Genomic DNA, 23,070 nt, shown 5'->3' with positions numbered 1-23,070 from the left:
TTAAGCTGTGTGCTGTTTAATTAATTCAATGAAGTGGTCAAATAACGGCGCTGCGTCTTCTGGACCTGGACTTGCTTCAGGGTGACCCTGGAAGCTAAACGCGGGTTTGTCTGTACGGTGAATACCTTGTAGAGAACCATCAAACAGTGATTTGTGCGTTGCACGTAATGTCTCTGGAAGGGTTTCTTCGTCAGCAGCAAAGCCGTGGTTTTGCGAAGTAATCATCACAACATCACGATCTAAATCTTTCACTGGGTGGTTTGCACCGTGGTGACCAAACTTCATCTTCACAGTCTTAGCACCTGACGCTAGAGCAAGAATTTGGTGACCTAGACAGATGCCGAAGATCGGTAAACCTTTTTCTAGGAACACTTTTGTCGCTTCAATTGCGTAAGTACATGGTTCTGGGTCACCAGGGCCATTTGAAAGGAACACACCGTCTGGGTTCAGCGCTAGTACTTCTTCAGCAGAAGTTTCAGCAGGAACAACCGTTAGGCGGCAGCCGCGGTCAACAAGCATTCGTAGGATGTTTCGTTTTGCGCCGAAGTCATAAGCAACAACGTGGTATGGCAATTCAGAGTCTGCTTTCGCTTCAGGAAGTCCACCCGTAAGCGTCCACGAACCTTGTTTCCATTGATACGCTTCTTTTGTTGTAACTTCTTTCGCAAGATCCATACCTTTTAGGCCAGGGAATTCTTTTGCTTTAGCTAGAGCCAAAGCTTCGTCTAGGTTCCCATCGTTTACTGAAGAGCCTGCTACGATACAACCGTTTTGAGCACCTTTTTCACGAAGAATACGCGTCAGCTTACGAGTATCGATATCAGCGATACCCACAACGTTTTGCGACTTAAGGTAATCAGAAAGGGATTGTTCATTACGGAAGTTAGAAGCGATAAGAGGGAGATCGCGAATCACAAGGCCTTGAGCATGGATTGAAGAAGATTCTTCGTCTTCGGAATTGGTTCCGGTATTGCCAATGTGAGGGTAAGTAAGGGTAACGATTTGTTGAGAATAGGAAGGATCAGTGAGGATTTCTTGGTACCCCGTCATCGAGGTATTAAAAACGACTTCACCAACTGCAGAACCTACAGCGCCAATGGCTTCACCGTGAAATACTGTCCCATCTTCTAGGACGAGTAGTGCTGACTTCTTCAAGACAACCTCCAGAAATAAAAATGCATTTAAATTGACTTAATTTGCAAATATACCTTCCTGCAACACCAGAAACTGCGTGTTTATGGAAATTAGACAAATTGGCGGTATTTTAGTGATGCACGTGATACGTGTCAACATTTAACGCAAAAGAAATTAAACATTTATATAGGCTAATTCAACTTTTGCCACCAAAGCTTCAAAAGTTCAACTTTAATGCTCGTTTAGTTCGAATATTAAGATTTTCTAATCTTTACCCTTCATTTTCACCAACCATATAGTGACAAAAATATCACCGACAAAAAGCAATCGATAAACATAAAGAGAAAACCCTATAATTTAGACACCTAAAACAGAAAACAAACAATACTAGTCAAAAATTACAGTTAAGTCATAGAAAAACGACGATAATAAGAAAATAGAGAGAAACTTGTAAAAGGAGGAATAGCGGAGGGAAAGGTACCAAACAAAGAAAGCGCCGGCAATTGCCAGCGCATAAATATCTATTTATAGATCATTCAATCCAAGGACATCTGTCATGGTATAAAAGCCTGCTGACTTACCATTTAACCAAACCGCGGCCTTGATTGCGCCATTAGCAAAGGTCATTCGATCTGTGGCTTTATGAGTAATTTCAACTCTCTCCCCGATATCAGCAAACATAGCGGTGTGCTCACCAATGATGTCACCGGCACGAATCGTCGCAAAACCAATCTCATCTTTAGTACGCTCGCCAGTAATACCTTCGCGTGACCATACGGCGACATCATTTAACTCGTTGCCCATCGCACCCGCGATCGCTTCGCCCATACCAATAGCAGTACCAGAAGGCGCATCAACTTTATGACGGTGGTGAGCCTCAACGATCTCAACATCACAGTAATCCCCCATGACTTTAGCGGCCTTTTCTAGCAGCTTAAATACCAAGTTCACACCCACACTATAGTTAGGTGCCATTACGATAGCGATCTCTTTTGAAGCCGCATCAATCACTCGCTTCTCTTCTTCAGAGAAACCTGTTGTCCCTATGATCAGCTTCTTACCATGACGTTTACAAAGTTCAATATTCGCTAATGTGCTAACAGGCGCAGTAAAGTCGACGATAACATCAAATTCTTCAATCGCTTTCGAGAGGTCATCGACTAGAGCCACATCAAAACGACCTTCACCGCATAACTCGCCGATATCAACGCCGACCAAAGATGATTCTGGTCGCTCTGAGCCAGCACCAACACTTGCTTCTGAATTATGATGAGCGGCTTTCACCAAGTTGCGACCCATACGGCCCGCTGCTCCTGCAATTGCAATTCTTACCACTGCGAATATCTCCATTGTTTTGGTTACCGTTACCGCTTACCTCTGCAGCAACGTTCATTCGGTTAATATCTTTAAACTAACAACAATCTCAAACTCAGGCTAGCAATTACGAAAACTCTTTTATCACTCGCTCTAAAATTGGCACATTTGCCTCTGGGAAGGCGTATTGATTCAATGATTCTAGGCTTACCCATTCACCTTGTTGACCTTCTTTGCCATAAGGCTGCTCTTCAAAATCGGTCACAAGGATGAAATCGAACTTAAGCGACTTATCGGTGTAATCAAATTCAAGGTGTTCAAACAGAGACTGTTCAGTTACCTTGATGCCAATCTCTTCATCAAGTTCACGCGTCATGGCTTGTTCAATGTTTTCGCCAACTTCAACCTTACCGCCTGGAAATTCCCAGAAGCCGCCTTTGTGCTTGTCATCAGGTCGTTTAGTGATAAATACCTGCGACTTATCTTGGTTAAAGACAATGCCTGCAACAATATGGATTCTTTTCATGTAATGGTCTCCTTTAAATTTACATACAAAAAGAGCCGCCTAAGCGACTCTCTAATCAAAACTATATTTAGGCAACGCTGTATTGGTTGAGAACGAGGAGGCGACGCGGAGTTTACAAGTGTAAATGAGCATCGCCGACGAAGTTATCAGCCACTACAGCAAAGCATTAGTCAATTTTACCATGACACTGTTTATATTTTTTACCACTTCCACATGGACATGGCTCGTTACGACCCACTTTACGTTCATCACGTACTACCGTTTGTGGAGATACTGGTTCAGCTTCATCGTCACCTAGCTGATTTTCAGCGGTTGCATGTTGTGCTTGTGCACGACGCGCCGCTTCTTCAGCTTGAGCTTGACGTTGAGCTTCCATCTTTTCGACTTCTTCTTGTTGCTGAACGCGAACTTTAGAAAGGATAGTAACAACGTCGGTTTTTAGTACATCTAGTAGGCCTTCAAACAGTTCAAACGACTCGCGCTTGTACTCTTGCTTCGGGTTCTTTTGAGCATAACCACGTAAGTGGATGCCTTGACGAAGGTGATCCATCGCAGCCAAGTGCTCTTTCCAAAGACCGTCTAGCGTTTGTAGCATCACAGACTTCTCGAAGTTACGCAGTACTTGAGCACCAACCACTTCTTCTTTCTGTTTGTAGGAATCAACCGCCATACCAAGAATACGTTCACGCAATGCTTCTTCATAAAGCTTATCGTCTTCGTCTAGCCAACCTTGAATATCAAAGTCTAGATCGAAGTCATTCTTCAGACGATCTTGTAGACCAGCGATATCCCACATGTCTTCAAGAGATTGAGGAGGTATATACTCATCGATAACCGAAGTAAACACGTCTTCACGGTTGTGTTCGATCATTTCGCTGATGTCGTCAGAACTCATCAGTTCATCACGAAGCTCATAAACCACTTTACGTTGGTCATTGGCTACATCATCGTACTCAAGAAGTTGCTTACGAATATCGAAGTTACGACCTTCTACTTTACGTTGAGCTTTTTCAATTGAGCGAGAAAGCATCTTAGATTCGATCGCTTCGCCTTCATCCATACCACTTTGGATAAGGCCAGCCATACGATCTGATGTAAAGATACGTAGCAGAGAGTCTTCCATTGATAGATAGAAGCGAGAAGAACCGGCATCACCTTGACGACCAGAACGACCACGTAGCTGGTTATCGATACGTCGAGATTCATGACGCTCAGTACCAATGATGTGCAGACCACCAGACTCAAGTACTTTATCGTGGATGACTCTCCAGTCAGCTTTGATCTTGTCGATCTGCTCTTGAGTTGGGTTATCCAGCTTCTCAATTTGTGCCTGCCAGCTGCCACCTAACACGATATCGGTACCACGACCGGCCATGTTAGTTGCGATAGTTACCGCGCTTGGCGTACCTGCTTGTGCAACGATCTCGGCTTCCATTTCGTGGAACTTAGCGTTTAGAACGTTGTGCTTAATTTTTGCTTTTTTCAGTGCGTTAGACAGTAGCTCAGATTTCTCGATAGAAACTGTACCAACCAGTGATGGCTGACCAGCCGCTACACGATCTTTAATGTCTTCGATGATCGCATTAAACTTGTCTTCTTCAGTACGATAAACCACGTCAGGCATATCGTTACGAACCATAGGTTTGTTGGTTGGTATAACCACCGTTTCGAGGCCGTAGATAGACTGGAATTCGAAAGCTTCAGTATCGGCTGTACCTGTCATACCAGACAGTTTTTCGTACAGTCGGAAGAAGTTCTGGAAGGTAATCGATGCTAGTGTTTGGTTTTCATTCTGAATTTTCACACCTTCTTTAGCTTCAACCGCTTGGTGTAAACCTTCAGACCAACGACGACCTGGCATTGTACGACCAGTATGTTCATCAACGATAACCACTTCGCCTTCATCAGTAACGATGTAGTCTACGTTCTTCTCAAACAATACATGCGCACGAAGAGCCGCGTTTACGTGGTGAAGCAGGCTGATATTGGTTGGAGAGTAAAGTGTATCCCCCTCTTCCATTAGCTCATTTTTCACCATTAACTCTTCAACAAACTCTTGACCATTTTCAGTCAGGTGAACCTGCTTCGATTTTTCGTCCATGGTGTAGTGACCTTCACCACGGTACTCTTCTGAATCTTCTTTATCTTGGCGCTCAAGGCTAGGAATCAGAGTGTTAATGCGCGTGTAAAGTTCTGAACTATCTTCAGCTGGGCCAGAGATGATTAGCGGAGTTCGAGCTTCATCAATTAAGATGGAGTCAACCTCATCGACAACAGCGAAGAAACGTTCACGTTGAACACGATCTTCAGCACGGAAAGCCATGTTGTCACGTAGGTAGTCAAAGCCAAACTCGTTGTTTGTTCCGTATAGAATATCAGCTTGGTAGGCTTCTTTTTTCTCTGGTGGAGCCATGTTTGGCACATTGACACCAACCGTCATACCAAGGAATTCAAATAATGGACGGTTTGTTTCCGCATCACGCTTCGCTAGGTAGTCGTTCACCGTTACTACGTGAACACCTTTACTTGGAAGGGCGTTTAGATAAGCAGGTAGGGTTGCAGTAAGGGTTTTACCTTCACCAGTTCGCATCTCTGCAATTTGGCCGGCATTTAGAACCATGCCACCAATCAATTGCACGTCAAAATGACGCATACCGTAAACACGCTTAGACGCTTCACGTACCGTAGCGAAAGCTTCAGGTAGAAGTTGATCTAACGATTCACCTTTATCTAAGCGCTCACGAAACTCAACCGTTTTTGCTTTTAGCTCTTCATCAGAAAGGGCTTCAAACGTTGGTTCGTAGTTATTAATTTCTTTTACAATTTTTCTAAGGCGGCGCAGTGTTCTGTCATTGCGACTGCCAATTACCTTTGTCAGCAGCTTAGTAATCATGTGCTTGGAATCTCTTCGTTCTCAGATCGTCCGCGATCTATTTTAAATGCCGTCAGTCTCTACTAGCTATGAACTAGTCTTCAGTTACTAACCAAGGATACTGAGATAAATCTAGTATCTTTGATATTGTACTTGAGAGTAGAGTTTTCAAGGCTTGAGTTAAAATTAATGCCCTTTAGTGTAAGTAATTTTCACACTAACGACCATTTAGAACACCATTTGTTTGATGTGCTTGGAACTTTTCTTTCTAATTGCTGATGGATTAAGCAAACTACGACCCATTGTCCAACAATTTCCGTAGGTTAACGACACTGTATCTATTTTCTAGATACAAAAAAACCAGGTCAATGACCTGGTTTTCGAAATCTTATATTATTGTAAACAATAATTACGCTAGAACCATTCCTGGTTCAGCAAATGCAACAGGAGAGCCAGCTTCTTCTTCAAATGTTGCCCACTCCCAAGCTTCTGCGTCAGCAAGTACTGCACGTAATAATTGGTTGTTTAGGCCATGACCTGATTTGTATGCTCGGAACTCACCAATAATAGCGTGTCCACACATGTAAAGGTCACCAATCGCATCCAACACTTTATGTGTTACAAACTCATTCTCAAAACGAAGGCCTTCTTCATTAAGAATTCGGTATTCGTCAAGTACGATAGCATTATCGAAGCTACCGCCAAGTACTAGGTTTTGAGATTGTAGATATTCTATGTCGCGCATAAAGCCGAACGTACGAGCACGAGAAATTTCTTTCACAAAACCTTGTGAAGAAAAATCAAATAATAAACGTTGCTCGTCAGACTCAATAGCAGGATGGTTAAAGTCGATCTCAAAGTCCATGCGGAAACCGTTAAATGGAACAAATTCTGCCCACTTATCGCCATCTTCAAAACGAACAGGCTTTTTGATTCGAATAAAACGCTTCGCTGTATTCAGTGTTTCTACACCCGCTTGCTGTAGCAAGTATACGAATGGGCTTGCGCTACCATCCATAATTGGAATTTCTGGTGCATCCACTTCAACAATAATGTTGTCGATGCCCATGCCCGCTAGAGCGGCGTTAAGGTGTTCCACTGTGGAAATACGTACGCCTTCATCATTAACAAGAGCAGTACATAACATAGTGTCACGAACTGATGCTGGATCAGCTGGGAAATCTACAGGTGGATTTACATCAGTACGACGGTAAACAATGCCTGTATTTGCAGCTGCCGGGCGAAGAGTAAGTGTGACTTTACGACCAGAGTGGAGACCCACACCAGTTGTTTTCACAATTTCTTTCAGAGTACGTTGTCTGATCATCTGCTTGCCTCTTATCAGTGCTACAAATCACGGCCAGTATTTACCGACCGCGGATTTTACCATTAATTCGACTATAGTCAAATTTTGGGTGTTTGCTAGTCAGCCTGACGTCGTAAAAATGCTGGTATATCTAAATACCCACTTTCTTTCTCAGCTTTAGGTGCAGCATTTTGGCTAGCGCCTGAACCTGAAGAAGCCGGTGACGACGTTGTTGGCTGTTGCTTAACTTGAGATTTTACCTCAGTTTTTTCCTGCAATGGCTGTGCCACTTTCTCTTCCACTTTTGCTGCTGTTTGAGCCGCTACCTGTGGTTGAGGGGTTGACGCAACTTTAGTATTACCACCAGCAACTAAAGTAATGTCTGGTTTTCTCTCAGTGCCGATACCAGTAGCTACAACAGTTACACGGATTTCATCCGTCATATCAGGGTCTAGAGAAGTACCTATCACTACTGTTGCATTATCAGATGCGAATGCCTTAACTGTATTACCCACAGTTTCGAACTCATCTAGACGCATATCTAGGCCTGCTGTGATGTTCACAAGAACGCCACGCGCACCAGCTAGATCGATATCTTCTAGTAATGGGCTAGAAATTGCCGTTTCAGCGGCCTCTTCAGCACGGTCATCACCTTTTGCGATACCGCTACCCATCATTGCATGACCCATTTCCGACATTACGGTGCGAACATCCGCGAAATCGACGTTAATCATACCAGGGCGAGTAATTAGCTCAGCAATACCTTGTACCGCGTTTTTAAGTACATCATTTGCACTTGCGAAAGCTTCTAGCAGTGTTACGCCGCGGCCAAGTACTTTAAGTAGCTTTTCATTTGGAATCGTAATTAAAGAATCCACATGTTTAGAAAGCTCTTCAATACCTTGCTCAGCAAACGCTAAACGCTTTTTGCCTTCAAAGCTAAACGGTTTAGTTACAACAGCAACCGTTAGTACACCAAGCTCTTTCGCAACTTCAGCAATAACTGGAGCAGCACCTGTACCTGTACCACCGCCCATACCAGCTGCGATAAATACCATATCGGCGCCAGTTAGAACTTCTTTAATTCTTTCTCTATCTTCGAGAGCTGCATCACGACCTACTTGTGGGTTTGCACCAGCGCCCAAACCTTTAGTGATATCACCACCAATTTGGATCACGCTGCTCACGCTTGTTTTACGAAGTGCTTGTGCATCAGTGTTAACACTGATGAATTCTACGCCTTCGATTGATTCACGTACCATGTGCTCAACAGCGTTACCGCCACCGCCACCAACTCCAACGACTTTAATTACTGCATCGTCAGACATTTCCATCATCGGTTCAAACATGTGTTATCTCCGTTTTTTCCTGCAACTCAGGTTAAAACTCTTTTTGTATCCAATTACGCAATTTGCCAAATAAACCAGACATTGAAGGTGCAGAACGCTTAGGTTCGCTGTAATCACCTTCATCACTGATCTGACAATCTCTTGCGTAATGAAGTAAACCAACCGCCGTAGAATGATACGGCTCTTTAACATAGTCAGTTAAGCCACTAACTTCTAATGGCTTACCAACTCGAACTTGATTGCGGAAAACACGTTCCGCACACTCTACCAACCCGTCAATTTGTGCTGCTCCACCAGTGAGAACGACGCCAGCTGCAAGGTGGTGTTTAATACCTTCATCTCGTAGCTGCAATTGAACCGTATCAATAGTTTGGTTAACAAGCCCCATAAGTTCAGTGTAACGTGGTTCAATCACTTCCGACAAAGTTTGTCTTTGCAAACTTCTCGATGGACGACCACCAACACTTGGGACGTTAACAGAATCATCCTTGCTTACGAGTTCACTCAGAGCGCAACCGTGGTTTACTTTTATCTCTTCAGCATCACTTACTGGCGTGCCGAAAGCGAAGGCAATATCACTGGTTACTGCATTTCCTGCGTAGGAAAAGACTTCTGTGTGTCGCAGTGCGCCGCCAGTCCAAATGGAAATATCCATCGTACCAGCACCGATATCAACCACACACACTCCAAGCTCTCTCTCGTCTTCAGTAATTACCGCATTACTTGAGGCAAGTCCTGAAAACACGATGTGCTCTACAGTGAGACCACATCGTTCGACAGCTTTAATAATATTTCTTGCCATATCGCTATGACAAGAAATTAGGTGAACACTGACTTCCATTCGAACACCAGACAAACCAAGAGGGTTCTTAATTCCTTCTTGATAATCAATGGTAAACTCTTGTGGAATTACGTGCAGAATTCTCTGTTCATCACCTATTTTAATTGATTTCGCGGTATGGATCGCTCGATCCATATCGTCTTGAGACACCTCTTCATCAGAGATAGTGCCCATGCCTTTTTCAATTCGGCTTGCGATGTGCTTGCCCGATAGCGAGATAAATACATTGCTGATTTGGCATTCAGCCATCAACTCTGCTTGATCAATAGCTCGCTGAACCGACTTCACTACCGACTCTAGGTCGTTTACACCACCTTTATCCATACCTCTGGATGGGCTTTGCCCTGAACCAATGATATTGATTTGACCATCAGGCAGTATTTCACCAACCAGAGCTGATATGGTCGCAGTGCCTATATCAAGACCAACGATTATGTTGTCATCTGCGGTCTTAGTCATCTGTGCTCTCTTCTAACTCTTGCTCTGGAAACCAGCCTACAGCGGCTCCCGTATCATACCTGAGGTCAATGTAGCTCACTTGATTCGCTTTACTTCCTAATTCGTTATAAAGCGAAATGAAGCGTTCAACACGCTCATCTAAAGAATCTTTACCTAGCTCTAAACGGATACCGTTATCTAGGATTATTTGCCAAGCACGACGCTCATTGAGAACGAGCGAGGTAACCGTCAACCCTAAACTATTAATCAAAGGGGTTATCTGTCGCCACTTTTCTATTACTACTTGGCTGGTGCCGTCAGGGCCATAAAGCTTAACTCTATCGCCCTTCAAAAGGCCGATATCACCATTAAATACCTGACCATTTTCATTCAGCAGCATGTTGCCATTCCAGATTGCTGCCGCTTGATATTCAGTCAAAAATACTTTTATTGTGTCTGGCCACTGTTTACGAATAGAGACAACTGATACCCAAGGCAACGCTTCCAAACTTTCTTGCAATACACCGATATCTTGTGACATGAATGTACCGATATGCTCAATCTCGCTAAATGCATGTTGAACATCACCAGCGGTTACGTAAGTTAAGTCGCCTTGAAGTACTATTTTGGAGAGAGGCAATCGTTGATCGTCCCACATCCAAGTCAGTGTGGTATAGAAAAGAAACCCAATGAATAGCAATACCATGACAAAAAAAGACCCTTCTAGGGCATGTTTCTTGAGCGATGGTAAACTGAATAGGTGGCGGTTTTCGCTAAAAGTACTTTCTACCAAAGCCCGCATTCCCTGTAGTTGGTTCGCAATTCTATTCCCTATCTTCATAATAGAGGTAAAAGTACTTACTTTAACCTATGAATTATACTGAGCAAAATCAAACTATCAAACGTTGATAAGAAGATTTTTGGTCAATTTTAGGTCAATCGCAAGAAGTGAGCGATCAACCACAGTCTGTAAACAGTATTTTGTTACGCGTTCAACATCTTATTTATATCTAATTGTAACGATTCAAGCTGCTTGGCTACACGACCAACATCACCTGCACCCTGCGTCAAAACAAGGTCTCCACCTTGAATTACGTTCGCTAAAACCGATGGCAGAGTATTGATATCAGCCACGAAAATTGGGTCAATCTTACCACGCCCGCGAATAGTTCGGCTCAATGAACGCCCGTCAGCACCAGCAATAGGTTTCTCACCTGCTGAATAAACATCTAATAAGATTAAGACATCAACTTGATCAAGAACATTTGCAAAGTCATCGTACAGATCTCGCGTTCGGCTGTAACGATGAGGTTGAAAAATCATCACAAGACGTTTATCAGTCCAACCACTGCGAGCCGCTTGAATGGTTACATTCACTTCAGTCGGGTGATGGCCATAATCATCGACCAACATTGCCACGCCGTTCCCTGTTTCGTATTCACCAAGGTGATCAAAACGACGACCAGTACCTTCCGTTCCCGCCATCGCTTTTAGGATCGCCTCATCACTGATGTCATCTTCAGTAGCAACCGCAATCGCGGCAGATGCATTCAGTGCGTTGTGGCGCCCTGGAATGTTTAGCGTGATATCTAGGTTAGCCTTACCTTCACGTACCACTGTGAACTTACCTTGCTGACCTTCTTGTACGTAGTTTTCAATACGAATATCGGCGTCTTCTGAGAAACCGTAAGTAATGATTTGACGGCTAACCTGAGGAATAAGCTCACGTACTACAGGATCATCAATACACATCACCGCCTGACCATAGAATGGTAAGTTATGTAAGAAATCAATAAAGGTCTGCTTTAGCGTTTCAAAATCACCGCCGTAGGTGTCCATGTGATCAGCTTCAATATTCGTTACAATACTGACCATTGGTTGCAGGTGTAAAAACGATGCGTCACTTTCATCAGCTTCAGCGATAAGAATACGGCTTGAGCCTAAACGAGCATTAGTACCCGCACTTTTCACCAAGCCACCGTTGACGAAAGTTGGATCTAAACCCGCTTCCGAGTAAATCTGTGTCACTAGCGCTGTGGTCGTTGTTTTACCGTGCGTACCTGCCACAGCAATACCATGACGAAAACGCATCAGCTCAGCCAGCATTTCTGCACGACGAACAATCGGTGTGCGCGCTTCACGAGCGGCAATAATTTCTGGGTTCTCTTCGTTGATAGCGGTTGAAACCACCACCACACTAGCATCAGCAACATTACTTGCTTGGTGACCGATATAAATAGTCGCGCCCTTGCTAATCAAACGCTCAGTCACTAGATTTTGAGCAATATCAGACCCGGTAATTTGGTAGCCTTCATTCAGCAAGACTTCAGCTATCCCGCTCATTCCGGCGCCACCAATGCCAATGAAGTGGATAGATTTAACACGGCGCATCTCTGGCACCATTGCACGGATTTGCGCTAAGTCTTGGGTATGTTCAATCGTCATCAATTCAATCTCATTATTTTGCTAAAGCTTTAATCGCTTCAGCGACGGTCACATCGGCATCAAGCTTAGCTGCTTGACGAGCTTTTGTAGCCATCATTTTTAATTCATTTCTATCAAGCTGAGCGATAGTGCTCGCTAGCTTATCAGCCGTCAACTGAGGCTGCTCAATCATTAACGCGGCGCCACATTCAACTAGGTGATCGGCATTCAGAGCTTGCTGCCTGTCCTTGTGCATAAACGGAACAAAGATAGAACCCACACCCGCTGCTGACACTTCCGAGACGGTTAATGCGCCTGAGCGACACACTAGTAGATCGGCCCACTCATAAGCTTGCGCCACATCATCAATAAATTCTGTCACTTGAACATTATTTACAGAATGTGATTTGTATTGATCCATGACCTGTTGTTGATTATTTTTTCCGGCTTGGTGCATCACAGTAAAACCAGAACCCAACTGAGCCAAGGTCATTGGCAGAGTATCGTTAAGTATTTTAGCCCCTTGGCTACCGCCCATCACCAAGATGCGAATATCGCCATCACGCTCTGCCATGCGTTGCTCTGGTTCAGGAAGACTCACAACATCTTCACGTACTGGGTTACCCACGACTTCTGCTGTAGAGAAAGCGCCAGGGAAAGCTTGGAAGACCTTTTTCGCTATTTTAGAAAGCCATTGGTTGGTTAAACCTGCCACCGCATTTTGTTCATGCAAAACCACCGGAATACCAGACAACCAAGCTGCAATACCGCCAGGCCCACTGACGTATCCGCCCATGCCAAGCACTACATCTGGTTGCCACGCTTTGATGTGCTGTCTTGCTTGAAGTATGGCATTAATAATCTGAAATGGTGCTTTAATTAATTTGCTAATGCCTTGACCACGAAGGCCTTTAACTTTGATGAAGTCTATCTCAATACCATGCTTTGGCACTAAGTCAGCCTCCATTCTGTCCGCCGTACCTAGCCATCGAATTTCCCAACCTTGTTGCTGAAGCTTTTTCGCCACCGCCAACCCAGGAAAAACGTGACCGCCAGTACCACCAGCCATCACTAAGAGTTTTTTATTTTGTTTCATCACGTTAGATTCTTACTCTATTGATTCGTTTTGATTATCTGTTTGTTCTTTTTCTTGCCATCGACATTCGTGATCGATACGTAACAACATGGAAACAGCAACTGACATCACAATGAGACTTGAACCACCATAGCTGATCAACGGCAATGTTAGACCTTTCGTTGGAACGATACCTGAAGCAGCGCCGACGTTAACAAGTGTCTGAAAAGCAAACCAAATGCCAATACCAAAGGCAAGATAGCCGTTGAATAATTGGTCGCTCTCGAAGGCTTTCTTCCCAATTAGGATCGCTTTAAAGACCAAACTAAAAATAAGAATCAGCACTAAAGTCACGCCAACAAAACCCAACTCTTCAGCCAATACAGCAAATACAAAATCGGTATGTGCTTCTGGAAGGTACTCTAACTTCTGAACTGAGTTGCCGAGACCTTGCCCCATCCAATCTCCACGGCCAAACGCCATGAGTGATTGAGTTAACTGGTAACCACTGCCAAACGGGTCATTCCAAGGCTCCCAGAATGAGGTCACACGTCGGACACGGTAAGGTTCAACCACAATCAAACCAACCACAGCGGCAATACCAGCAACCATCAGTGCGATGAACTGTGAGAGCTTAGCCCCCGCAATGAATAACATACCAAACAAGGTCACCAACATTACGACGACCGTCCCCAAATCGGGTTGACCCAGTAGCAACACAGCGAAGGCACCAAACACCATGATGGGCTTAGCAAAACCACCAAAGAAGGTTTTTCTCACCTCATCTTGTTTTCGAACCAAATAACCAGCCATAAAGATAAACAGCGATAATTTAGCGACTTCGGCAGGTTGTAAGTTAAACAGCCCAAGTGGAATCCAACGCGATGCACCGTTAACCGATTTACCGACGGCCAATACCACGATCAGTAGAAAGAATGATAAACCCAGTAGATACGTGCTGTATTGAAACCAGCGCTTCATCGGTATCTGTAGAATCACGCTGGACACGCCTAACGCCAAAACAAGGAAGATGGCGTGACGAAACATAAAGTGAAATGGCTGATCGGTTAAGCGAGCGCTGATAGGAAACGAAGCCGACGTTACCATCACCAACCCCGTTAACATCAATCCAAGAGCAATCCATACCAATTGACGATCGTAAAGTGCCTCTGGTGTGGCACGGTTCAGCCATTGCCAAATGAATTGGTTAATCTCTTTCACTCTTAGCACTAAATGTTAGTCCTTCAACACGTTAAGCATACTCATGAGCAAGTTCAGTGAACGCATCACCTCTCGCCATGAAATTATTAAACTGATCGAAGCTTGCACAAGCAGGAGACAGCATCACCATATCCCCCGGAGCGAGCTGTTTAGAAATGCTCTCGATAATATCGCGCATAGTTTCAAACGTCTTAGCCGATGGGTGCAGAGGCATAAACTGCATCGCATCTTCACCGAAGCAACATAGTTGAACACGCTCTAGTTCTGATAACACAGGTTTAAGCTCACTAAAATCGGCACCTTTCCCCACACCGCCTACCAAGAGATACAAAGTACCTTGACACTCTAAACCAGTAAGAGCCGCTAATGTGCTGGCCACATTGGTCGCTTTTGAGTCATTGACCCACTTGATCGCGCGTTTATCAGCCACCACTTGGCAACGATGAGTTAAGCCATTGTAAGCTTTCAGAGCTTCAAGGCTCTTTCTGTAATCAATACCTACTTGCTTCAATAGTGCTAAAGAGACTAACGCATTCGCCACATTATGACGTCCAACCAATGTTAAATCTTGGGTAGGAATTATCAGTTCATTGTTATCCACTAGCCATTCGATGCCACTACTCGTTGCAACACCAAACTCTTGGTCATCGAGACCAAATGTCACCAACGGCATCGTATGCTCTGGATAAGTCTCTTTGTCTTCGCGGTTTACAATCGCACACTGAGCATGATTAAAAATTCTTAACTTGGCATCACGATAATCGTCCATACCTTGGTAGCGATCCATATGATCTTCTGACAGGTTCAAAAACGCTGCCGCCACTAGGTTTAGGTTCGATGTTGTCTCTAATTGAAAGCTTGATAGCTCAAGGACATATAAATCGGCATCGAGCTCAAGAAGGTCTAAAGCTGGAATACCAATGTTGCCACCAACACCCACGTTAAGACCAGCAGCTTTAGCAAGCACACCAGTTAGATCGGTCACCGTACTCTTGCCATTTGAACCTGTAATTGCCACAACAGGTTTATTCACCGCCCAGCCAAACAACTCGATGTCACCAACAACAGGCGTGCCCGCTTGAACAACATCTTGAATTTCTGGCGTCGCTAAGGCGATACCTGGGTTAGCAACGACCAAGTCAGCTTCCGCTAACCATTGGCTATTCCAACTTCCAGAATGCAGTTTCACCGATTCAGGTAATGATTCTCTGCCCGGCGGTCGCTCACGAGTATCAATCACCTTCACATGAGTATGAGACTGATATTTTACGAGATGTTTAACGACAGAGAGCCCGGTAATACCGAGCCCTACAACCACTACATTTTGAATATTCTGCCAACGTTCCATTTTAAACAAGACGCTCTTAATAGTTTGGAAGAGCCTCTACGAGTTGAGAGGCTCGCTTAGGATTAACGGACTTTCAATGTCGCTAGACCAATCAGTACTAATACCATTGAGATGATCCAAAAACGTACGATTACGCGCGGCTCCGGCCAACCTTTAAGTTCATAATGGTGGTGAATCGGTGCCATTCGGAAAATACGCTGACCACGCAGTTTGTAAGAACCCACTTGTAGAATAACGGACAAGGTTTCCATCACAAAAACACCACCCATAATAACCAGTACCAACTCTTGGCGAACTAACACAGCAATGACACCCAATGCACCACCCAGCGCTAGGGAGCCAACATCACCCATAAATACTTGAGCAGGGTATGTGTTGAACCATAAGAAACCAAGCCCAGCACCCACAATTGCCGTACAAACCACAACCAGTTCAGATGTGTATGGAATGTAGGGAATGTGTAGGTATGCCGCAAAGTTAACGTTACCCGTTGCCCAAGCAATCACAGCAAAGCCAGCCGCCACCATAACCGTAGGCATAATAGCTAAGCCATCTAGACCGTCCGTTAGGTTTACCGCATTACTGGTACCAACAATAACAAAGTACGTCAGTACTATGTACAACAAGCCTAACTGTGGCATCACTTCTTTAAAGAAAGGAACAACCAGTTGTGTTGCCGCGGTATCTTGCCCGTGAGCATACAGAGCAAACGCCACAACCAATGCAATAGCCGACTGCCAAAAATACTTCCAACGAGCAATCAGGCCATCGGTATTCTTGCGAACCACCTTACGATAATCATCAACAAAACCGACCGCACCGTAACCACCAAGTACAACTAATACGGCCCAAACGTAAGGGTTCGAAAGATCAGTCCACATCAATACCGTAATAATGATCGCAGCTAAGATCATCACACCACCCATGGTCGGTGTACCACGTTTGCTAAAGTGAGATTCAGGTCCATCATTACGAACAACTTGACCAATTTGTAGCATTTGCAGACGCTCAATTAAACGAGGTCCCATCCACAACGACAGACACAAAGCAGTCAAAATACTCGCGATTGCACGAAACGATAAGTATTCGAACAAACGGAAAAAAGAAAAGTGTGGCTGTAGTAGCTCTGCAAGCCAAATTATCATGAAAAGTTCTCCTGTAAAGCAGCGGCTATTTTACTCATTCCTGCACTATTTGCGCCTTTTACCAACAAGGTATGTGACGCGTTTTCTGGCAAGCATAAGTGCTGCTCTATGTGCGCGATCATCGCTTGATGCGTGTCAAAGTGAGTACCATGACAGATCTCACTAATCACTTTGGTATCATTACCGTAAGTGAGTACATGCTCAAAAGCGAATGGGGCAGCATATTCACCGACTTGACGGTGAAGTGCAAGGCTTTCATCACCTAATTCAGCCATATTGCCTAAAATTAGCCAACGTTGACCTTTGAAACTTGACAGCAATTTAGCTGCCGCCTTCATTGCTGGCACGCTGGCGTTATAACTGTCATCTATCAGCTTGATATTCTGACTTAATTGTTGAACCTCAACTCGTCCTTTAACCGAGATAAGATTCGCTAAACCATTTTTTACTTCATCCAGCGTGGCACCAAATTGAATACTCAACGCTGCAGCCGCTAACGCATTCGCTACGTTATGCTGGCCGATAATGCCGAGTTCAACAGGCATAGCGCCTTGTGGCGTTTGCATGTCAAAACAAGCTTCACCTAGCTCATTAATGCGAAGATTCTTAGCAAAGTAATCCGCCGTGTTATCGTTTTCTGAAAATGTCAGTACCGTTTTATCTGCAAGTACTTCACGCCAAAAGTCGCCACCGTTACTCTCTAAATTAACAATAGCAGTATCACCGGTAGCAAGCCCCTGAAAGATTTCACCTTTCGCTTGTTTCACACCGTCAATAGAACCAAAGCCTTCTAAATGCGCCGCGGCGACATTGTTCACCAAAGCTACCTGCGGTTTCACCAGTTGTGTGGTGTAGGCTATCTCCCCGATATGGTTAGCGCCTAACTCGATCACGGTATAATTATCGCTTGGCTCACTGCGTAACAAGGTTAGTGGTACACCAATATCATTATTGAAGTTGCCTGCTGTAAACAGCACCTTGCCACGTTGCTGTAGAATACTTGCGACCATTTCTTTAACGGTCGTCTTACCGCAGCTGCCTGTAATCGCCATGGTTGGGACATTACATTGTTCATGAATCCAGGCACTTAGCTGACCTAAAGCCAGTTTAGTGTCTTCAACAACAATTTGAGTAATATTTAGGTCAAGTTTTCGTTCGACTAACAACGCGCTCGCATTTGCCTCCACAGCTTGATGGCAAAAATCATGTGCATCAAAACGTTCACCGACGATAGCGACAAACAGTGCACCTTCTTCGACGGTGCGAGTATCAGTAGAAACGGCATTAATTACGCTATGGTTTGACTTGCCAGCCTCAATCAGCTCACCGCCGACAGCAGAACAAATCTGCTCGAGTGATACATCAATCATTATGAAATACCTAAAAGTTGAAGCGCAGACTCTCGGTCTGAGTAATGTACCGTTTTGTCTTTCAATACTTGGTAATCCTCATGGCCTTTACCAGCCAAAAGAATAATGTCATTGCGACCCGCTTGCTCTAAAGCAAACTTAACCGCTTGATAGCGATCATGCTCGACGAACGCCGATTCTGGTTCATTTAAACCAGCTAGCATGTCTTTAACAATCAAAGCAGGATCTTCGCTGCGAGGATTGTCATCTGAAATAATAATTTTGTCGGCAAACTGCTCTGCCGTTATCGCCATCATTGGGCGCTTACCGGTGTCGCGATCACCACCACAACCGAAGATTGCCCACAGTTGCCCAGAACAATGCACGCGCAATGCTGCTAATGCTTTTTCTAGTGCATCGGGCGTATGAGCGTAATCGACAACCACTTTTGCCTTATTCGGCACTTGGAATAGCTCCATACGACCAATGACAGGTTGAAGCTGAGGCGCAGTGTCGACCAAGGTTTGCTTGTCGATACCCAACGAAAGCAAAGTCGCAAAAGCAACCAGGACATTTGATGCGTTGAACTGACCAATCAGTGGAACAGAAAGCTTCCCTTGTCCCCAACGACCATCGAAAGACAGCTGAATACCGGTTTCTGCATAAGCGACATCAGATGCCCATACCGATTGTTGATAGCCCGTTAACGGCGACAGTGAAACGGCTATCGCATTGGGCAAATCTGACAGCCACGCTTTGCCTACTTCATCATCCACATTGATCACTGCATGCTTGCATTTGTGTTGAGTAAACAGGCTCTTCTTAGCCAATGCGTACTCTTCCATCGTGCCATGGTAATCAAGGTGATCACGACTCAGGTTAGTGAATACACCAACCTCAAAATCCAACGCTTTTACTCGGCCTTGAACCAAACCATGAGAAGAGATTTCCATCGCGGTATAAACGGCATTTTCTTCAGCCAACTCACTCAGCGTGCGCTGTATTTCAATCGCGCTGCCTGTGGTATTAGCGGCTGTTTTTAGATTATCTAAGAAGCCATTACCTGTGGTGCCCATCACCGCAGAGCGTTGACCGACTAGATCTAGCCATTGAGCAGTCAACTGGGTGATGGTGGTTTTGCCATTGGTGCCTGTAACGCCAATCAATTTGGTCGCTTGAGAAGAATAAACTCGGCCAGCCAGTTCAGAGAGAATTGAATTTAGCTCTGAGACATAAACAACAGGAACTGCATTTAACCACTCGACCAAGCCATGAGTTTTATCATCACCCGCTTGTGCTATTACGGCTTTTGCACCTTGCGCGACGGCTTTGTCGATAAAGCGACGACCATCAACGGCATGCCCAACGATGGCAACAAAAATATCACCGTCTTTGATTACACGGCTATCCAACTCCAACTGCTCAACCGTAATCGCATCCAGTTCAGGTGAACTAAAATCCCCCCAAAGAGAAAGTAAAGATGACAGCGTGAGGCTATTACTCATATTGAATCCTGATTGGCTCTATTCTTGAAATTTGTTTTCATCAGCAGGGACATTCAGTATTTGCAGTGCACCCTTCATGATTTCAGAAAAAACGGGAGCGGCTACCGAACCACCGTAGTAAAGATCGCCTTGAGGCTCATTGACCACCACAACCAGTGCAACTCTTGGGTCGCTAACCGGGGCAAAACCTGATGTAACAGCGATATACTCATCACTGTAGCCACCAGCTTCGGCTTTACGAGATGTACCCGTCTTGGCTGCCACTCGGTAACCAGGCACTGCGGCTCTTGTTGCCGTACCGCCTTTTTGGGTTACCCCTTCTAGCATTTGCAGTACCAGTTCAGCGTTTTCGCGCTTGATGATCTGCTTAGAGAAACTCCGATCATTACTCTTAATAATATGAATCGGCTCATACAAGCCTTTATTCGCCAGTGTCGCATAAGCATGCGCTAACTGGAGCGGCGTCACAGATAGGCCGTAACCAAATGATAAGGTGGCAATTTCAAACTTAGACCAACGGCGTCGATTCGGGAAGATACCACTGGTTTCCCCTACTAGGTTTAGACCAGACATTTCACCCAGTCCGACAGAACTATACATCCCAAGCAAAGCTTCTAGTGGCATATCAAGCGCCAATTTTGCTACACCGATGTTACTCGACTTCTTTAAAATCGTTGCTAAATCAGCTTTGCCAACTTTCGATGTATCACGAACACGGCTACCACCAATACGCATGATGCCATTACCAGTATTGATAACCGTATCAGGGTTAGCTGTGCCATTTTCTAGTGCGGCTAAAAGCACGAAAGGTTTCACTGTCGAGCCCGGTTCCATCGCATCGGTTAAGACACGGTTACGCATCTTAAAACTTTGCAGGTCAGCACGGTTATTCGGGTTATACGAAGGAGCATTAACCATCGCCAAAACAGCGCCAGTTTTTACATCCAATAAAATTGCAGAACCCGAAGTCGCTTTATGATCAGCGACCGCCTGCTTAATTTCTCGATAGGCTATTGCTTGTAAACGCTGATCAATGGTGAGCTCTAATTGCTTACCTTGTTCACGCTCCTCTAATGCAATATTCTCTACCACACGGCCATAACGGTCTTTACGTATTGTTCGCTTACCCGCTTCACCAGTGAGCCATTGATCATAGCTGCGCTCTACGCCTTCAAGCCCATGACCATCGATACCCGTCACACCAATCAAGTGCGCACTGATCTCACCCGCAGGGTAATAACGACGAGATTCCGCTTTAAGACCAACGCCGACCAGTTTTAGATCACGGATATACTTAGCCATCGCTGGGCTAACTTGCCTTTGCAGATAAATAAATCGACGGGACTTGTTACTAGAGATTTTATCGATCATCGATTGTCGTTCTAAACCAAGTACATCCGCTAACGCATACCAACGATCGATTTGGGCCATGCCATTTTTATCGAAAATAGTTTTTGGGTCAGCCCATACCGCTTCAACCGGAACACTAACCGCAAGCGGTTCGCCATTGCGGTCTGAGATAATACCGCGAGCAGAAGGAATTGCCTTCACACGTACAGAACGAAGGTCGCCCTGGCGAATCAAGTTATCTGGTTCAATGATTTGGATATAGGCCACACGGGCAACCAATGTCGCAAAGGCAAGGAACACGAAAGCAATAACGACGTTAAAACGCCATTTAATTAGAGTTGGATTAGAATCCTTTTCGCTCTTCACACGCTCTTTCGTTGATTTATTAACAGCTCTCGTGCGTGCTTTTTCCTTTTTAGCGGTCATTTTAGTGTGATCACAACTTCTTTGTCAGAGTCTGGACGTTTCATGTCTAAATCTCTTTTTGCCGATGCTTGAACACGACTATGTTCAGCCAGTGCTGTCTCTTCAAGCATTAAATTACGCCACTCATCATCAAGTTGCTCTCGCTCTACCAATGCCGTGTCTTTTTGCGTGATCGCCTGACGTGACATATGTGTTGTGAGAACGACCCCCATCGCACTCGCAAAGATACAGATAAGAAGCACCAATGGGACCTTGCCCACAGAGATCAAATCAAAAAATATTATCTTGGCTAAATTAGGCTTAGAGGTCTTCATTGACTAAAGTTTTTCTGCAATTCGTAGTACTGAACTACGTGAACGAGTGTTCTCATCCACTTCATCTTTCGATGGTTTAATCGCTTTACCAACAGGCTTAAGGTCGGCACTGCCTAGCGCTTTAATTTGATCTTCTGTCAGTGGTAAACCATGAGGTACTTGAGGGCCTTGACTCTCTTTACGAATAAAGCGTTTCACCATGCGGTCTTCAAGTGAGTGGAAGCTGATCACCGACAATCGACCTTCTGGAGCAAGGATGCTTGCCGCGCCTTTTAGTGCCGTATCAATTTCTTCAAGCTCACTGTTGATGTAAATACGGAATGCTTGGAAAGCCCGGGTGGCTGGGTGCTTTTTCTCTTTGAAGTTTTTTGGCGCTACATCAGAGATAAGCTTAGCCAATTGGCCAGTACGCGTTAACGGTTCGTTCTCTTCGTTCTCTTGATAAGCAATGATGCCTTTCGCGATACGACGAGCGTGTTTATCTTCACCGAATTCACGGATAACCCATGTGATGTCATCAAGATCCGCTTCAACTAACCATTGCGATACCGGAATACCCGTAGTTGGATCCATACGCATGTCCAATGGGCCGTCTTTCATAAAGCTAAACCCACGTTCAGCATCATCCAACTGCGGTGAGGAGACACCTAAATCCAATAAAACACCATCCACTTGACCGACTAAATCATAACGCTCTGCGTATTCAGCAATACCTGAAAATGGGCCATGAATAATCGTAAAACGAGGGTCATCAATCTTTTGTGCTTCAGCAATCGCTTGTGGATCGCGATCGATACTAAAGAGTCGCCCATTCTCGCCCAGTTTAGACAGGATTGTACGGCTATGACCACCACGTCCAAAGGTACCATCAATGTAGGTACCGTCAGGTTTTATCGCAAGTCCGTCAATAGATTCGTTAAGCAATACTGAAATATGTTTGAATGCTTCTGTCATAGTCTTCTCAGTGAGTGGATTGAGCCATTAGTTCGGCAATAATTGGTTCTATTAACGTTTTAGTGTACTGATTTCACACTGTATCTCCACCATATTGTGTACAGGCTTTGGAATTTTTGCCCCAAATTTATATCAGGATGAAAGATTTTAAGGAAATCTAAATCATTTACGTCAATATA

At 44.6% G+C, this 23,070-nt stretch carries 18 protein-coding genes; all 18 read right to left on the bottom strand.

The genetic code is table 11. The features are described 5' to 3' along the window. The 18 genes from carA to rsmH all read right to left on the bottom strand — a co-directional run bounded on the left by carA (nucleotide 1) and on the right by rsmH (nucleotide 22,891). Nucleotides 1-1,155 carry a glutamine-hydrolyzing carbamoyl-phosphate synthase small subunit gene (gene carA, locus OCT63_RS09935; protein ID WP_010434758.1) on the bottom strand — a complete coding sequence of 385 codons (1,155 nt, stop codon included), beginning with the start codon at nucleotides 1,153-1,155 and terminating at the stop codon, nucleotides 1-3. A 504-nt stretch (nucleotides 1,156-1,659) separates the two neighbouring features. Further along, nucleotides 1,660-2,484, bottom strand: a complete 825-nt coding sequence (dapB, locus tag OCT63_RS09930) for a 4-hydroxy-tetrahydrodipicolinate reductase (RefSeq protein ID WP_017056055.1) — start codon at nucleotides 2,482-2,484, stop codon at nucleotides 1,660-1,662. A 91-nt stretch (nucleotides 2,485-2,575) separates the two neighbouring features. Then, on the bottom strand, nucleotides 2,576-2,974 hold the full coding sequence (gene mutT / locus OCT63_RS09925) for an 8-oxo-dGTP diphosphatase MutT (protein ID WP_161686358.1): 399 nt from the start codon (nucleotides 2,972-2,974) through the stop codon (nucleotides 2,576-2,578). A gap of 166 nt (nucleotides 2,975-3,140) precedes the next feature. Further along, nucleotides 3,141-5,867, bottom strand: a complete 2,727-nt coding sequence (gene secA, locus OCT63_RS09920) for a preprotein translocase subunit SecA (protein ID WP_269983661.1) — start codon at nucleotides 5,865-5,867, stop codon at nucleotides 3,141-3,143. A 388-nt stretch (nucleotides 5,868-6,255) separates the two neighbouring features. Beyond that, on the bottom strand, nucleotides 6,256-7,173 hold the full coding sequence (gene lpxC / locus OCT63_RS09915) for a UDP-3-O-acyl-N-acetylglucosamine deacetylase (protein ID WP_017056052.1): 918 nt from the start codon (nucleotides 7,171-7,173) through the stop codon (nucleotides 6,256-6,258). Between the two features lie 95 nt (nucleotides 7,174-7,268). Continuing rightward, the gene (gene ftsZ / locus OCT63_RS09910; RefSeq protein WP_046223883.1) at nucleotides 7,269-8,501 is read right to left on the bottom strand and encodes a cell division protein FtsZ; all 1,233 of its coding nucleotides are present in this window, start codon (nucleotides 8,499-8,501) and stop codon (nucleotides 7,269-7,271) included. Nucleotides 8,502-8,532: 31 nt separating this feature from the next. After that, entirely contained in the window at nucleotides 8,533-9,801 is a 1,269-nt protein-coding gene (gene ftsA / locus OCT63_RS09905; RefSeq protein WP_017056050.1) for a cell division protein FtsA, read from the bottom strand. Beyond that, nucleotides 9,794-10,573, bottom strand: coding sequence for a cell division protein FtsQ/DivIB (locus OCT63_RS09900; RefSeq protein WP_060467233.1), 780 nt, complete (start codon nucleotides 10,571-10,573; stop codon nucleotides 9,794-9,796). Before OCT63_RS09900 ends, ftsA begins: the two co-directional genes overlap by 8 nt. A gap of 191 nt (nucleotides 10,574-10,764) precedes the next feature. Then, nucleotides 10,765-12,225: a UDP-N-acetylmuramate--L-alanine ligase gene (gene murC, locus OCT63_RS09895; protein ID WP_060467167.1), complete on the bottom strand. Its 1,461-nt coding sequence runs from the start codon at nucleotides 12,223-12,225 to the stop codon at nucleotides 10,765-10,767. Nucleotides 12,226-12,238: 13 nt separating this feature from the next. Continuing rightward, nucleotides 12,239-13,300, bottom strand: a complete 1,062-nt coding sequence (gene murG / locus OCT63_RS09890) for an undecaprenyldiphospho-muramoylpentapeptide beta-N-acetylglucosaminyltransferase (RefSeq protein WP_060467166.1) — start codon at nucleotides 13,298-13,300, stop codon at nucleotides 12,239-12,241. Between the two features lie 12 nt (nucleotides 13,301-13,312). Next, the gene (gene ftsW / locus OCT63_RS09885) at nucleotides 13,313-14,509 is read right to left on the bottom strand and encodes a cell division protein FtsW (protein ID WP_136997163.1); all 1,197 of its coding nucleotides are present in this window, start codon (nucleotides 14,507-14,509) and stop codon (nucleotides 13,313-13,315) included. A 22-nt stretch (nucleotides 14,510-14,531) separates the two neighbouring features. After that, nucleotides 14,532-15,848, bottom strand: a complete 1,317-nt coding sequence (gene murD / locus OCT63_RS09880; protein ID WP_269983667.1) for a UDP-N-acetylmuramoyl-L-alanine--D-glutamate ligase — start codon at nucleotides 15,846-15,848, stop codon at nucleotides 14,532-14,534. A gap of 62 nt (nucleotides 15,849-15,910) precedes the next feature. Next, on the bottom strand, nucleotides 15,911-16,993 hold the full coding sequence (gene mraY / locus OCT63_RS09875) for a phospho-N-acetylmuramoyl-pentapeptide-transferase (RefSeq protein WP_017056044.1): 1,083 nt from the start codon (nucleotides 16,991-16,993) through the stop codon (nucleotides 15,911-15,913). Beyond that, a complete protein-coding gene (locus OCT63_RS09870) occupies nucleotides 16,990-18,363 on the bottom strand; it encodes a UDP-N-acetylmuramoyl-tripeptide--D-alanyl-D-alanine ligase (RefSeq protein WP_161686364.1) in 1,374 nt (457 codons plus the stop codon). The genes mraY and OCT63_RS09870 overlap by 4 nt, the downstream gene beginning before the upstream one ends. After that, the gene (gene murE, locus OCT63_RS09865) at nucleotides 18,363-19,847 is read right to left on the bottom strand and encodes a UDP-N-acetylmuramoyl-L-alanyl-D-glutamate--2,6-diaminopimelate ligase (RefSeq protein WP_269983660.1); all 1,485 of its coding nucleotides are present in this window, start codon (nucleotides 19,845-19,847) and stop codon (nucleotides 18,363-18,365) included. Before murE ends, OCT63_RS09870 begins: the two co-directional genes overlap by 1 nt. Nucleotides 19,848-19,865: 18 nt before the next feature. Further along, nucleotides 19,866-21,623 (bottom strand): penicillin-binding transpeptidase domain-containing protein, encoded by a 1,758-nt coding sequence (locus OCT63_RS09860; RefSeq protein WP_161672828.1) that lies wholly within the window; start codon nucleotides 21,621-21,623, stop codon nucleotides 19,866-19,868. Further along, the gene (ftsL, locus tag OCT63_RS09855; protein ID WP_060467160.1) at nucleotides 21,620-21,937 is read right to left on the bottom strand and encodes a cell division protein FtsL; all 318 of its coding nucleotides are present in this window, start codon (nucleotides 21,935-21,937) and stop codon (nucleotides 21,620-21,622) included. The genes OCT63_RS09860 and ftsL overlap by 4 nt, the downstream gene beginning before the upstream one ends. Before the next feature lie 3 nt (nucleotides 21,938-21,940). Beyond that, on the bottom strand, nucleotides 21,941-22,891 hold the full coding sequence (rsmH, locus tag OCT63_RS09850) for a 16S rRNA (cytosine(1402)-N(4))-methyltransferase RsmH (protein WP_060467159.1): 951 nt from the start codon (nucleotides 22,889-22,891) through the stop codon (nucleotides 21,941-21,943). Nucleotides 22,892-23,070: the final 179 nt, after the last annotated feature.

The organism is Vibrio sp. RW (assembly GCF_027587105.1).
Lineage (GTDB): Bacteria > Pseudomonadota > Gammaproteobacteria > Enterobacterales > Vibrionaceae > Vibrio > Vibrio toranzoniae.
This window is presented reverse-complemented; position numbering and strand designations above follow the sequence as displayed.